The sequence below is a fragment of the Occallatibacter gabretensis genome, from assembly GCF_001449115.1.
GTDB classification, from domain to species: Bacteria; Acidobacteriota; Terriglobia; order Terriglobales; family Acidobacteriaceae; genus Telmatobacter; species Telmatobacter gabretensis.
The window spans coordinates 76,825-90,825 of sequence record NZ_LAIJ01000004.1; the positions used below are offsets into that span (position 1 = coordinate 76,825).

Annotated in this window: 9 protein-coding genes; 6 read left to right on the forward strand and 3 right to left on the reverse strand. The window is 56.3% G+C overall.

Translation table 11 applies throughout. The features are described from left to right. Positions 1-103: 103 nt before the first annotated feature. Positions 104-613, forward strand: coding sequence for a hypothetical protein (locus tag VO84_RS04065; RefSeq protein ID WP_157439714.1), 510 nt, complete (start codon positions 104-106; stop codon positions 611-613). A gap of 25 nt (positions 614-638) precedes the next feature. Here VO84_RS04065 and VO84_RS04070 read toward each other — a convergent pair whose 3' ends face one another. Next, entirely contained in the window at positions 639-1,877 is a 1,239-nt protein-coding gene (locus VO84_RS04070) for a serine hydrolase domain-containing protein (protein WP_197413884.1), read from the reverse strand. 147 nt (positions 1,878-2,024) lie between these two features. Continuing rightward, a complete protein-coding gene (locus VO84_RS04075; RefSeq protein WP_058186011.1) occupies positions 2,025-2,858 on the reverse strand; it encodes a sugar transferase in 834 nt (277 codons plus the stop codon). Between the two features lie 486 nt (positions 2,859-3,344). On the opposite strand from VO84_RS04075, the gene VO84_RS04080 reads away from it, so the two are divergent. Then, positions 3,345-4,865 carry a lipopolysaccharide biosynthesis protein gene (locus VO84_RS04080; protein ID WP_058186012.1) on the forward strand — a complete coding sequence of 507 codons (1,521 nt, stop codon included), beginning with the start codon at positions 3,345-3,347 and terminating at the stop codon, positions 4,863-4,865. Positions 4,866-4,929: 64 nt separating this feature from the next. On the opposite strand, the gene VO84_RS04085 is transcribed toward VO84_RS04080, so the two are convergent. Continuing rightward, positions 4,930-8,541: a protease pro-enzyme activation domain-containing protein gene (locus VO84_RS04085; RefSeq protein WP_058186013.1), complete on the reverse strand. Its 3,612-nt coding sequence runs from the start codon at positions 8,539-8,541 to the stop codon at positions 4,930-4,932. A 234-nt stretch (positions 8,542-8,775) separates the two neighbouring features. Here VO84_RS04085 and VO84_RS22010 point away from each other — a divergent pair, with 234 nt between their 5' ends. The 4 genes from VO84_RS22010 (at position 8,776) to VO84_RS04105 (ending at position 13,951) form a co-directional block, all read left to right on the forward strand. Next, positions 8,776-9,201, forward strand: a complete 426-nt coding sequence (locus VO84_RS22010) for an organic hydroperoxide resistance protein (RefSeq protein WP_082661693.1) — start codon at positions 8,776-8,778, stop codon at positions 9,199-9,201. Between the two features lie 347 nt (positions 9,202-9,548). Next, a complete protein-coding gene (poxB, locus tag VO84_RS04095; RefSeq protein ID WP_058186015.1) occupies positions 9,549-11,273 on the forward strand; it encodes a ubiquinone-dependent pyruvate dehydrogenase in 1,725 nt (574 codons plus the stop codon). Between the two features lie 28 nt (positions 11,274-11,301). Next, positions 11,302-13,008, forward strand: a complete 1,707-nt coding sequence (locus VO84_RS04100; protein ID WP_082661694.1) for an NAD-dependent malic enzyme — start codon at positions 11,302-11,304, stop codon at positions 13,006-13,008. Between the two features lie 16 nt (positions 13,009-13,024). After that, entirely contained in the window at positions 13,025-13,951 is a 927-nt protein-coding gene (locus VO84_RS04105) for a class II fumarate hydratase (protein ID WP_231737776.1), read from the forward strand. The last annotated feature ends 50 nt before the right edge of the window (positions 13,952-14,001 follow it).

Below are 14,001 nucleotides of genomic sequence, written 5' to 3' on the forward strand. Positions count from 1 at the left end.
TGCGCAAGGATGAATGATGTCCGCCCGCGAACGTATAATCCAAATTCTCTCTGGCCCTGAAGCGTCACGCATCCGCTTCAGCTTTCCCGTTGGCAAGACTGCTATGACCATCTCGTCGCATACTTTTCAGCGCGTGGCGCGCGCCTTCCGGCACGGTCACATCCGCATTAACATAACCAACCATCTTCCTGCCGGCATCGGCGCCATATACCACCCCACGGCTGCACCGGACCATCCCGCAGACCAACTCGTTGTGCCACCCATTCTTGGCCGTTTCCAGGAAGGACTTGTGATGCATGAGTGCATACACGCTTTCTACGACATCGAGAAGATTGCCATCGATGCACGGCATGAAGAGTCAGCTGCTTACGTTGTCGGTTCGCTCTTCTATCGCATGGCTGGCTTACCACAGCCGGACCCGGGGCATACGCAGGATTGTGCGCGTTTAGTGGCGGAAGGTCTGCTGGCGGAATACCAGGATGGAAATCAACCGGTGCCTGCAGTGGATGACGACAGTTGGAATGAATTAATGGAGGCAGTCCGGACAGATCCCGCCTATGCAGGCCGCGAGCCGGCTGTCGGAGGCAGCTACGTGCACGACGGCGTGCTATGAGCTCTTTCGATCAAGCGCCAACCACTCACTGACTTGCGGCCCAGGGGAAAACCTTTTCGATCATCATACCGCGCAGGGTCTGGCGTACATCTGTGTGCGGGTCTGGTTCGGTATTTGAGACCGCGTGCGTCGTATCTGCCGGCGGCGCACCTGTATCCGTTGTATTTGAGGCAAGAATGCTTGCGCTTTTGCCTGCCGGATCAATCATCAACTCCAGCGTAAAGCCAGCCTGATCGCCATCGTGATAGATGTAGCGACGGCCGCTGACTTCGATTACAAAGAAACCGAGGCCCATCTTCGGCTGCGAACCATGCGGACCCGAGGTATACGCCGTTCCCATCTCGCCCGGTTCAACGGCAGGCAGTACTCCTTGCCACATTTCCTCCAGCGAGCTGCGCTTCAGCACCATCTCATAGCGCACATTGCCAGGTTCACCTATAAGAAAGCGCGCGTATTTTTCCATGTCAGTGATGGGAGCCTTCAATCCGCTGTTGGACGTAGTGATACCGGTGTCGAAGTTAAAGGGCTGCAGCGTAAGATTCTCGCCTGTGCGAAGGAAGCTCTCCGAGACGTGCTCTTCAAGAAAATACGGCGCACGGTCGAAGTAGCTTTCCGTCATTCCCAGCGGCTTGAGAATGTTTTTGTCGATGTAGACCTCGAAGTCATCTCCACTGATTCGCTCAATGATTTGCCCAAGAAACACGTAGCTTGGATTCGAATAGCTCCAGCGCCTGCCCGGCTTGAACATAATGTGCGTATAGGGCAGCATTGCCGCCACCTGCGCCCACTTCGTCGGCTCAAAAGGCTGCCAGTCGCAATTTTTGCTGTCGTCGCAATCCCAGGGCCATGTGGGATTGCGAAAACCGGCAGAGTGCGTGAGCAGATGGCGAATGGTGACATCGTCGATGGAGCCGTAAGCGTCATGCACCTGGCGCAACTCCGGCACATATTTCACCGCCGGATCATCCAGTGAAAGCAAGCCGCGATCGCGAAGTTGTAGAATCGCAATCGCCGTCATGGTCTTGGTAATGGAGGCCCAGTTGTATGCAGTCTGAGCGTCTGGGGAACGATGCGTCGCAGCGTGTGCCTCACCGAAGAAGAACTCTGCGGCCGGAGATGCGCCGTGAATGAAGGCAAAACCTCCACCGACGATTCCGTGGCGATGAAACTCAGCGTCGAAGCGCGTATGGAAATCATCAAGAGGCGACTGCGCGGCAAGCGATGAGGCCAGCAACAGAACAACGAACATCAGACGCGGGAACATGATGCCCATATTACAAGCCTTGTCACGCCTCCTTCTGACGGTGTACTCCACTGATCCACAAGGAAAACCCCTGTCTACATTCGCTGGCAGGGGTTTCACATCTTGCGTTCGGATTTTGAGCTACTGCGAAATAGCTGCGAAGACCGGCTAGGGCCGCAGTTCGTGCAACCCATCGCCGGCAGGCAAGGCCTGCTCGGTGCGCCATCGCTTCGCAGATTCATCGTCTTGCGGCAGCCAGGGCGGAAGTTCGGAAAGTGCCAGGTCATTCCAGTCGCGAAAGACGCTCTTGAGGATGATCTTCAGGTCAGTGAGAAACGTGGCTCGCGCCATGTATTCCGCATCGAGCCTGCACTTAAACGGCTTGACCACTGCCTGGTAGTAGGCGTCCACCTGCTCCCGCGGCACCTTTGCCAGCGCCATCTCCTCGCGCGCAAAGACCATGGTGGCAAAACCCGTCAGCCCGGGCCGGCAAGCCAGGCGCACACTCTCATAGCAGGCAAGCTTGGGCCGCGGACCAACCAGGCTCATTTCCCCGCGCAGAATATGAATCAGTTGCGGTACTTCATCCAGCTTCCAGCGGCGCAGAAACGGGCCAATGAGCGTGAATTGCTGATTATTGGAGCTGGTCAGCGTCGGCCTGGAAGCCGGATCAATACATACCGGCATGGTGCGGAACTTGAGAATCGTGAAGGCACGTCCATCGCGGCCCATCCGCACCTGGCGAAACAGAGCCGGGCCCGCTGAGGTAAGGCGCACCGCCAGCCAGACAAGAACAAAGACCGGCAGCGACACAGGGAGCGCGCACAGGACACAGGCTACTTCAAAGACGCGCCTGGCCGCCGAACCTGCCCACGCGCTGAGCTGCATCTCCGAATCGCTATTGGCTGCCGCTGCGATACATTGTTGCGGCTTGTAAAGAGCATGAAAAACAGAAAGAAGCGTCGTTTCCGGATGACCGGAAAACAGCGAACGTGCGCCCATTTGTCCCCCCAAGGCAAGGAAAAAATGGCACATCCGGAGAGAGGGCGTTCGGGCAGACTAATTTCATTCTGTCGATACGCGCCAGCGCAACAGGACTGCAAAGTGTCTGACTGTGAGTCAGTTCTATGATTTTGGTAGTCCGAATATAGCACACAACGTAATTACTCCTGTGCAAAACTGGTACAAAAGTAACTTTTATGCATCACGGACATCGTTTTGCATGGATAAGGCTTAAGCCAAGATCGCTCAGAACGGACAGGATCACATCGAATTGCTTAAAATTGATATGGAAAGCTTCGCACACGAAGTTCTCGCACACGCTCTACAAACTCTGTCGACCGCATCGCGTATTCCCGGCACTGTATCCGCATCCATAAGAGTTCCATTTCAGGAATGCTGAGTCGCCGCATTCGGGCGGCAGCTTCCATTGCCGAAACGACACATAAAAATAACGCGCGCTTCTTTTTACGCGGAGAATAGACCTAGATGAGTTTGAAACGAATCCTGAAGTTGATGCTCACATACTTTATCGGGCAGGGCGTAGCTGTAATTACGCAGCTGATTGTGCCGCCGCTGTTCCTGCACTTTTATGGCAACGGGCTCGAAGTTTACGGCGAATGGGTGGCCTTGAGCGCCGCCATTAGCTATCTGGGCACTTTGAATTACGGCATTCAGACTTACGCCAATAATCAGACAACCATTCTGTACAACCGCGGTCAGGTGGAAGAAGCAAAGTCCGTGCAGGCAAGCGCGGTAAGGCTCCTGCTGATCATCATCGGCATTTTCATGGCTTTCGGATCATTGGTGTTTTTTCTTCCGGTGGCGGACTGGCTCCGGCTGAAGCACACCAGCCCGCACGATGCCGCACTCACCGTATTGCTGATGGTCGCGCAGATGTGCATCATTATGCCCTGGAGTCTGTTCACAAACAGCTACATGGTCGTCGGCAAGCTGGCGCGAGGCAACAACTGGGCAAATGCGCAAAGACTATGCACAGTTTTTGCCACGGCCACTGCCATCCTGCTCCACGGGTCCTTCCCTGCCATAGCCGCGGCGCAGCTTGGCTCATATCTGATCTTTCTTGTTCTGCTCTTAATCGACATTCGCCGCACGGCGCCGATCCTGCTGCCTTCCCTTCGCTATGGAAGCTGGAAGGAAGTCTCCACCATTCTCAAGCCGAGCGGCCATTTCGTTCTCATCTCGCTGGCTGGCTTTCTTACCTGGCAGGGCCCTGTCCTGCTCACGCAGAGAGTGCTCGGCCCCGGCGCTGTGGCCACTTTTCAGCTGGTGCGAATGGTCTTCCAGTTTTCGCGCCAGATTCTCTCGATTGCCAGCTTTTCCCTGGGTCAGGACATTACGATGCTGGTTGGAAAGAGAGACTGGCCGGGACTACGTCGCCTTTACGATCTCTCAGAGCGCGTCGTTATCTTTCTCATCCCTGTTGTCAGCATTGGCTGCTTGCTGATATGCCCATTCCTCTTCTCGGTGTGGCTGCATAAACGCGATATTTACAACCCGGTTCTCTGCCTGCTGATGGCCGTTATCTCAGGCGTGCTTGCCATTAAAGAGCACAAAACCCAGTTTCAGCAGTCCAGCAACAAGCACGAAGAGCTGTCTCTGTTTGCCATTGCCGGTTACTCCGTCATGTTGGTGATCTCCTTCTTCGCCATGCAGGCTTACGGCTTACAGGGATTTCTCTACACCTGGCTCGGGTGGGAGATAATCCAGACGGCTTATATCGTGCACTTGAATGTAAAACTGTTTCCTGCCGAGATGCATATCTCCATCAGCCCGGTTCTGCGTCTGTTTGCATTTATGGCAGTTGCTTTTGGCGTGGCCATATGGCCAACATTTGCAGACGTTCATTGGCCGATCTGGCTCGATGTAGCGGTTGCAGCAGGATTCACCTTTGTGCTCTCAGCAGCAGGGTATTTCTTCTTCGGCGTGGCTGAAGTTCGTGAACTCGTGCAGTCCAAACTCTCTCGCAGGCTTGCGCCCACAGCGTAAGCGCGTAGGTTCATCTCGGATGCTCGCGCCGCAATGCACATCCGTGCGGCGCAAGCTCTCGCACCTATGGAATTGTCAGCGCAATGGTGCCAGTTGTCGTAACGCCTCCGCCCGTACCTGTAATCGTGATGCTGCCAGTAGAAGCCGTCGCCGTCTTTGCCACAACTACTGTCAACTTAGCGGTTGCGCCGGGCTTCACGGCGGACGGGCTGAATGTTACAGTCACACCGCTCGGCGCCTTCGCCGTCAGCGTAACAGACTGCGTGTAGCAGCTTGTTGCGCTCACTGCTACGCTAACCGTACCCGTCTGGCCCGGCAAAACCGACAGAGAACTCGCGGAAGGCGTAAGAGTCAGCGTCGGCTTCGCAACCAACAGTGAAATCTTGACTGTATCGCTTACCACCCCGCTCGTGCCGGTAATCGTAATGCTGTTCGTGCCCGCGGCGAAGGTGCTGGCTGCAACCACGGTGGCCGTCGCCGTTGCTCCCGACTTAATGCTCGATGGACCGAATGTGACGGTGACACCACTCGGTACACTTGCCTTCAGAGCGATCGGCTCTGTATAACCGCTGCTGGCAGCGGCAGTCACGGTAAATGTCGTCGCCTGTGTCTGAAAAGCCGACAGCGAAGCCACATTCGATGTAATGATCAACGTCGGCTGCGCAATAGTCAGCGAGACGCTTGCCGTCGCCGTTGCCGCTCCGCTTGTGCCGGTAATCGTAATGCTGTTCGTGCCTGCGGCAGAGGTGCTTGAAGCAACCACGGTAGCCGTCGCTGTAGTGCCAGCCTTAATGCTCGACGGACTGAAGGTGACCGTCACACCGCTCGGCACGCTGGCCTTCAATGTGATCGGCTCCGTGTACCCACTCGTCGCAGCCGCCGTCACCGTGAAGGTCGTGGCCTGCGTTTGAAAGGCCGAAAGCATACTCACGCTCGGCGTGATGCTCAGTGTAGGTTTCGCAATCGTCAGTGAAACACTCGCAGTAGCTGTTGCCGCACCGCTCGTTCCAGTCACAGTAATGTTGTTCGTGCCAGCAGCAGAAGTGCTCGAAGCAACCACTGTAGCCTTCGCCGTCGCACCAGCCTTAATGCTCGAGGGACTAAAGGTAACCGTGACACCGCTCGGCGCGGTGGCCTTCAGAGTAATCGCCTCCGTATAGCCGATGGTCGCACCAGCCGTCACTGTGAAGGTCGTCGCCTGCGTCTGAAATGCCGAAAGCGTACTCACATTCGACGTAATGCTCAGCGTCGGCTCATTCACCGTCAGAGACACACCTGCCGTTGCTGAGGTCCCTCCGCTTGTGCCGGTAATCGTAATACTGTTCGTGCTTGCGGCCGATGTGCTCGCAGCAACTACCGTAGCCGTCGCTGTCGCACCAGGCTTAATGCTAGATGGACTGAAGATAACCGTAACACCGCTCGGCGCAGTCGCCTTCAAACTCACAAGCTGCGTATACCCGCTGGATGCCGCGGCAGTCACCGTGAATGTCATCGCCTGCGTTTGAAAGGCTGAAAGCGTGCTCACGCTCGGCGTGACACTCAGCGTGGGAGTTTCAACTGTCACTGACTCCGTGATCGTGCGCGTATAGTTGCCGCTAGTTCCGGTAATGGTCACCGCGCCTGTCGCCGCGGTCTCCGTTGACGTCGGTGTCACAGTTACCGTTGCCGATCCTCCTGTTGCCACCGTTGTGGGAGCCATGCTGACCGTAAAACCGGTGGGAGCGATCGCCTTCAATATCACGTTGCCTGTGTATCCGCCCTCGCCAGCCACTTGCACGGTAAAGCTGGTCGATTGCATCCGCATCACCGTCAGCGACGCTTCGGAGGCGCTTAACCCAATTCCCTTCGGCGTCACCGTACCGGCCAATGCCCATTCCGTCACCAGTAGATTGCCGTCTACCGAGCCCAGACCAGTCGCCATGTTGTAGGCCGCGCCAGTCGCTGTAAATCCAGCCACCCCAGGCACAGAATTGTTGCCGGACAATGTCGGGTGAAACGGATTCTCGCTCACATTCAGCATCTTATAGAGCGTGGGATTCGCGTTCCCCTCCGCGCTTCCCTCCTGCTGCACAACGAGCGCCATGATGCCGGCAAACGAGGGCGAAGCCGCTGAAGTGCCTGAGATGATATACATGCTTCCGTTCTCGCAGATCATGTAGCCGTCATGGCCGGCCGCAGTGAGTGATACATCCGGCACCGTACGCATGCCATTCGCGCTCGACGGCACAATGCCTGTCTGCCAGGTAGGCTGCGAAAAATACTGGCTCACGCCTCCGCCCCCGGCCCACAGCCCCGACCCTCCATCGGACGCGCTCTCGTTCCACACCTTCTCCGGAATATACGACAACGCGGATCCACCACTCGAGCTATTCGAACTGCTCCAATAACTGTCCGCGCCCTCGTCGAATTCCGTTCCGCCTACGCAGGTGGCGTATGGCGAGCTGCAAATGCCATTGACGGCCGCAACCGTGCCCTTGGACGAGCTGCCGGAATCGCAACCCGCAGCACCTTCGTCGCCCGAGGCCACAAACGAACTGATTCCTTCGCTGGCCGCCTGTTCCCAAAGGTTGTTGTAAAAGCTCAGCGCGCTCGATCCCAGGTAAGCTTCGCACGAACCATAGCTCGTGCTCATTACCGGCGCCACATCGTTGTCCACAATATACTGCGCCGAAAGGTCCACGCCGTCCGTCGTCGCCGTCGATTCCGCAACCACAAACTTCACTGCGGCATTGGGAGCCACCGCGCCAGACCATTCCACGTCGAGCGTGGCCTCATCGTGATCGCCTCCTGAAAGCACGCCCGGATTCGCGCCGTCCACAATAATCGCGGGGTTATTCGCCGGCAATCCCGCATTCGAGCGAAAGGTCGTAACATCGCTCAGCGTAATATTGCTGCGCCCCACAATCGCAATCGAGACCCCGCTACCGCTCACGCCGCTACTGTACAGCGGGTTCAGGTCATAGATGGTCGCGTAATCAGACGGCATCAGATAGTTGTAGCTGCCATCTGTGTACTCCGGATTGCTCGCCTCTCGGCTTTGCTGCGTCTGCCGCTTTGCTTGAATCTGCGGCGTATGGCGAAAGTCATGCAACGAAAGAACTCCGCTGACAACCGGCGCCAGTGCCCGCGGAATCTGAGGATCATTCACATTCGCAATGTGCTCTTCACCAAGCGCCGCATACCGGTGAATCTGCGTATGAAATGCCTCCGCCACCTGTGCTGCGGTACCAGAGAAAACCACCACGCGCCGCCCGGCTCGCATCGGTTCCACCGTAAAACCGTGGCTCTCCAGCCAGTATGTAATCTGCGCCACGTCGCTCTCCGGTGCTCCAAACCGCTGTCCATATTCCTGAGGCGTCAACCACTGGCGGTAGAGCGAAGACGAAGGCTCATGCTGTGCCTGCACCAGCGCATCAAGCTCTTCCTGCTGCGCAGCGCTGGGCGCAAGCACCAGCACCATGCGCTCCAAACGCGTCCCTCTGGCAACAGCTCCGCGGTCAAACTCCGCGCGGGCCAAGGGATGCGTATTACCCTTCAGCGTGACTGTATCGAATTCATCCACCGGGCCGGCAATGCGGGCTCGGGCGTCAGAGTTCTGCGCAAATGCAGCAGTAGCCAGGAGATACACGGAAACGGCTGCAACTCGTGCAAAGCGGAAAAGGGAGAGCGTTGTCATGGATTTCCTTTTTACGTCCCTGCGAGCTGCGGGACACACGATTCTCAGTCTTCTCTCATGCATCGGCCCAACTGGCCCAGCTGATTAGAAAACCCTCAGACCCCGAAGTAATTTGCAACCCCATCCGCGGGAGCCTAGGCAAGCAAAAGAAGCCATATGTACACGTACTGGCTCGACATTGTTGAGGGATATTGGCTACGCTGTACCGGCCAGTATTTAAGGGAGGCTCACGCTATGGCACCGCTATATTCCACTAAAGTCACCGCTGTTGGAGGCCGTCATGGATCGATCCGGAGTGAAGATGGACTTCTTGATCTCAAATTAGCAATGCCAAAAGTACTTGGCGGGAGCGGCGGTGCAACCAATCCCGAGCAGCTATTTGCTGCCGGGTATTCCGCTTGCTTTGAGAATGCTGTGTTGCGAGTAAGCCGGGAAGCCAGGCACCACTTCTCCGATGATCAGGTCGAGGTAGTAGCCGAGATCGGCTTGAACCGCAATGACCAGGGAAATTTCGTTCTGTCGGCGTCTCTCGCTGTAACGCTCGTCGGAGTCGACCAGGCGACAGGTGAGGAATTCGTACACCGCGCGCATCAAATTTGCCCTTATTCCAATGCGATTCGAGGCAACGTGGAAGTAACAACCTCAGTGATTGTTCGTTAGGTCAGACCCCAGCCCGAAGTGGCTCAGCAAACGTAATTCAGATGACCGAAATACCTGACCGTTTCATCTCCCTTTCAGGTCAATGCCACCCAGAGCGAGAGCGAGCGCAGGATCGCTACCGCGGCCCACTCTCGCAGCAGTGATTATGCCGAAATTTCATCCAAACAAACCCGACAAATCCTCATCACGGGAACATCCGTTGAAGGCCTGACAAGCGATCTTATCTGAATGTGAGGGACTACTTTCCTTCCTTTGTATGCTTGTGTCTCGCTATCATTCTTGCTCTGTGCACGTATTATGCTTATGCAGTAATGAGGCCGCATGTTTGAGGAGCGGGGTGAAAAAAGATGGCGAAGAGCGTAGCTGAAATCTTCATCGAAACACTTGTCAACGCCGGCGTGAAACGAATCTATGGGGTGGTCGGAGATTCGCTGAATGGGCTCACAGACGTGATTCGGAAAGGCAAGCAAATTGAATGGATGCACGTAAGGCATGAAGAAGTAGCCGCGTTTGCTGCCGGAGCGGAGGCCCATCTCACAGGAGAGATTGCCGTCTGCGCCGGCAGTTGTGGGCCGGGCAATCTTCATCTCATAAACGGTCTCTTCGATTGCCACAGGAATCGTGTGCCCGTTCTTGCAATTGCAGCGCAGATCCCGAGTCATGAGGTCGGAAGCGGCTATTTTCAGGAGACGCATCCCGAGCATCTATTCAAGGATTGCAGCCATTACTGCGAACTGGTCTCTCAGCCAGAGCAAATGCCGCGCGTGTTGGGAATCGCCATGCGTACCGCCCTGACAAAAAGAGGAGTGGCTGTGGTCGTCATCTCAGGAGATGTGGCTCTCCGAGAGTGTCCCGCGCCCGCGCTGAAGCTGGGCATCGAAGCGTCAGCTTCGCTACTTTTTCCATCGGACGGAGAATTGCGTAGTGCCGCTGAAATCCTCAACGGCGCGCGCAAGGTGGCGATTCTTGGCGGCGCGGGCTGCGAGGGCGCACACGCGGAGCTGATTGCCGTAGCGGAACGGTTGAAATCGCCGATCGTTCACGCGCTGCGCGGCAAGGAGTTTATTGAATACGACAACCCCTATGACGTCGGAATGACGGGACTGCTTGGTTTTTCGTCGGGCTACCACGCCATGATGAATTGCGATGCATTGCTTATGCTGGGGACGGATTTTCCCTATCAGCAGTTTTATCCGAAGAATGCGAAGATCATTCAGGTCGACCGTAGCGGCGATCAGATTGGACGCCGCACTCCGGTGGATCTGGGATTGATCGGAAATGTGAAGGACACGCTGGAACGGTTGATTCCGCTGCTTGAGAGTAAGGCTGACCATTCCTATCTCGATCTATGCTTCGGACACTACCAAGATGCGCGTAAAAGTCTCGACGATCTCGCTGTCGGTGAACCGGGGCGAACCCCGATTCATCCGCAGTACGTGGTCAAGGTGCTGGATGAACTTGCCACGGAAGATGCAGTATTTACCTGCGACGTAGGTACACCGACAGTCTGGGCAGCGCGCTATCTCCATATGAATGGTAAGCGCAGACTGCTTGGCTCCTTCAATCATGGCTCGATGGCGAATGCCCTGCCGCAAGCCATCGGCATACAGGCCAGCCATCCAGGCAGGCAGGTCATTACTCTCTCGGGCGATGGCGGATTAGCGATGCTGCTCGGCGACCTGCTGACGCTCCGTCAGTTGAAGCTTCCAGTAAAGCTGGTGGTCTTCAACAACAGCTCGCTCGGTTTCGTCGAACTCGAGATGAAGGCAGCCGGACTTGTCGACTATGGCACAGACCTCCTCAATCCCGATTTCGCAAAACTCGCCGAGTCGGCTGGAATGTTCGGAGTTCGCGTGGAGAAGCCTGAAGAGCTGCGACCGGCCCTGACTGAAGCGCTGGTGCACGAGGGCCCTGCCCTGGTTGAGGTATTGGTGAATCGGCAGGAGCTTTCGATGCCGCCGACGATCAGCCTTGAACAGGCGCTCGGCTTCAGCCTCTACATGATCCGTGCTGTGCTCAGTGGGCGCGGCGACGAAGTGATCGATCTTGCCAAGAGCAATCTCATGCGGTGATGAATCAACCAATCTCGGAGGGATGGAAATGGATGAGCAATTGCAGACGACCGCAGGCGAACAGGCCCGTCAGGTTTCCCTTTCTGGATTTAACCTGATTAACTCTCCACGCCTCAATAAAGGAACGGCCTTCACCGATCACGAACGGGATATATTCGACCTGCACGGTCTATTGCCGCCGCATGTGGGAAGTCTCGACGAACAGATCGAACGTAGAATGGAGGCCCTGCGCGCCCAGCCAAATGCCTTCAGTAAATACAGCTTTCTTCGTGACCTGCAAGACACGAACGAGACTCTGTTTTACGCGCTGCTGGTCCACAATATCGAAGAGATGCTGCCTCTGGTCTATACGCCGACCGTGGGTGAAGGCTGCCAGCGCTTCAGCGAGATATGGAGAAAACCTCGCGGTTTGTTTCTCAGCTATCCCAACAAAGACCGCATCGAGCAGATCCTGAATCATTCTCGCTATGACAATGTGAAATGCATTGTCGTCAGCGACGGCGAACGCATCCTGGGACTCGGCGATCAAGGCGCTGGAGGCATGGGCATCCCGATCGGAAAGATGGCACTCTATACCGCACTGGGCGGAATTCATCCCGAGCATTGCCTGCCCATTCTGCTCGATGTAGGGACCGACAACGAAGACAGGCTGAAGAGCCCTCTATATATCGGGTGGAACCATCATAGAGTCCGCGGTGAGGAGTATGACGCGTTTGTTGATCTTTTTGTAAGCAGCGTGAAGAAACGCTGGCCTCACGTCCTTTTGCAATGGGAGGATTTTGCCGGCTCCAATGCCGCCCGTTTCCTTGCCCGCTACCGGGACCAGCTGTGCACGTTCAATGACGACATTCAGGGAACAGCAGCCGTCGCTGCTGCGACGTTGATCTCCGCGATCAACGTAACGGGTGTTCCACTAGAGCAACAAAAGATCGCCATGGTTGGCTTCGGCAGCGCAGGTATTGGCATCACCAACCTGCTTGCGCAATTTATGCAGGACAGAGGCCTCACGGAGGCGGAAGCGCACAATCGCCTTTATGCGATTGATCGCTACGGCCTCGTGACGGAACGCGGCAAAGATGTACGGCCTGAGCAGCTACCCTACGCGCGCAAAGAACAAGAGGTGCAGGGGTGGAAGCAACCCAATGGAGAGATCACTCTGCTCGATGTGGTCCGCCATGCGAAGCCTTCGGTCCTTATCGGAGTTTCCGGCCAGCCGGGGGCCTTCACCGAAGAGGTGGTGCGCGAGATGGCAAAGTATGCGGAGCGCCCCGTCATCTTCCCACTCTCCAATCCCACCTCACGCAGTGAAGCCACCGCGCAAGACCTTATGGATTGGACCGATGGCAGAGCACTGATCGGCACCGGCAGTCCGTTCGAACCGGTAAATGTCGGTGGAAAAAAGATCCCCGTCACTCAGACCAACAACTCGTATATATTTCCTGGACTCGCTCTTGGAATCCTTGCCTCCAAAGCCAAACGCGTTACGGACACAATGGTCAAGGCCGCGGCTGAGGAACTGGTCCGTCATCTACCCACGCAAACAAACAAGCAGGCCGGCCTGCTTCCGCCGCTTGCCGACGCCCGGCAACTCGGCCGCATGATCGGGCAAGCCGTTGGCAGGCAGGCGATGCTGGATAGGCAGGCGCAGGTTGTCGACGAACAGGAGTTGGAGCGCGAACTCACCGCGAATGTCTGGGAACCAGTCTATGTGCCCTACGAATTAAAACGTCAATGAAAGGAGGAGAACGGCGATGAGCAATGCGGACGTTCGGATAGAGAAAGACTCCATAGGCGATGTTCCGGTTCCCGCCGACAAGCTTTGGGGAGCGCAGACGCAACGCTCGCTTGAACACTTCAGCATAGGCACAGACCTCATGCCAAGGGAGATGATCACCGCATACGCCATTCTGAAAAAAGGCGCGGCCAATGCCAACTATGCGGGCAAGCGCCTCGACAACGAAAGTCATTCGTTGATCGTCCGCGTGTGTGATGAGATTCTTGCCGGTCAGCATCAAGGCATGTTTCCGTTGCATGTCTGGATGACGGGCAGCGGCACGCAATTCAACATGAACGTGAATGAGGTGATCTCAAATCGCTGCTGTCAGTTCGCAGGCACGCCGCTCGGAAGCAAGATCCCGGTCCATCCCAACGACCACGTGAACATGTCGCAATCGTCGAACGATTCATTTCCATCGGCTATGCACATCGCGGTTGCGGTGAATGTAAAGCAGAAGCTGATTCCCGCTGTGCAGCAATTGTGCAATGCGATTCATGCGAAGGCCGAAGAGTGGAGAGATATCGTCAAAATTGGCCGCACGCATATGCAGGATGCCACGCCCCTCACGTTAGGGCAGGAGTGGTCTGGATACGCGGCAATACTCGACGACGCTATCGAACGGATCGAGGATACGCTGAAGGGCGTGTATCGCCTTGCGCTGGGCGGCACGGCGGTCGGCACTGGAATCAACGCGGCCCCCGGATTCGCCGAGGCGGTTGCGGTGGAGATCGCCGCGCTGACTGGTCTGCCCTTCGTTACAGCGCCGAATAAGTTTGCTGTGCAGGGATCTCACGATGCACTGGTCCAACTTTCCGGCTGTCTGCGCACATTGGCAGTGTCGCTCTACAAAACTGCAAATGACATCCGGCTCATTGGATTGCCCGACGTTTTGTACCAGTGAAGAGTTAGTGTAGCGCATCGATTTCTGAGTTCAGATCGATGCAGGATATG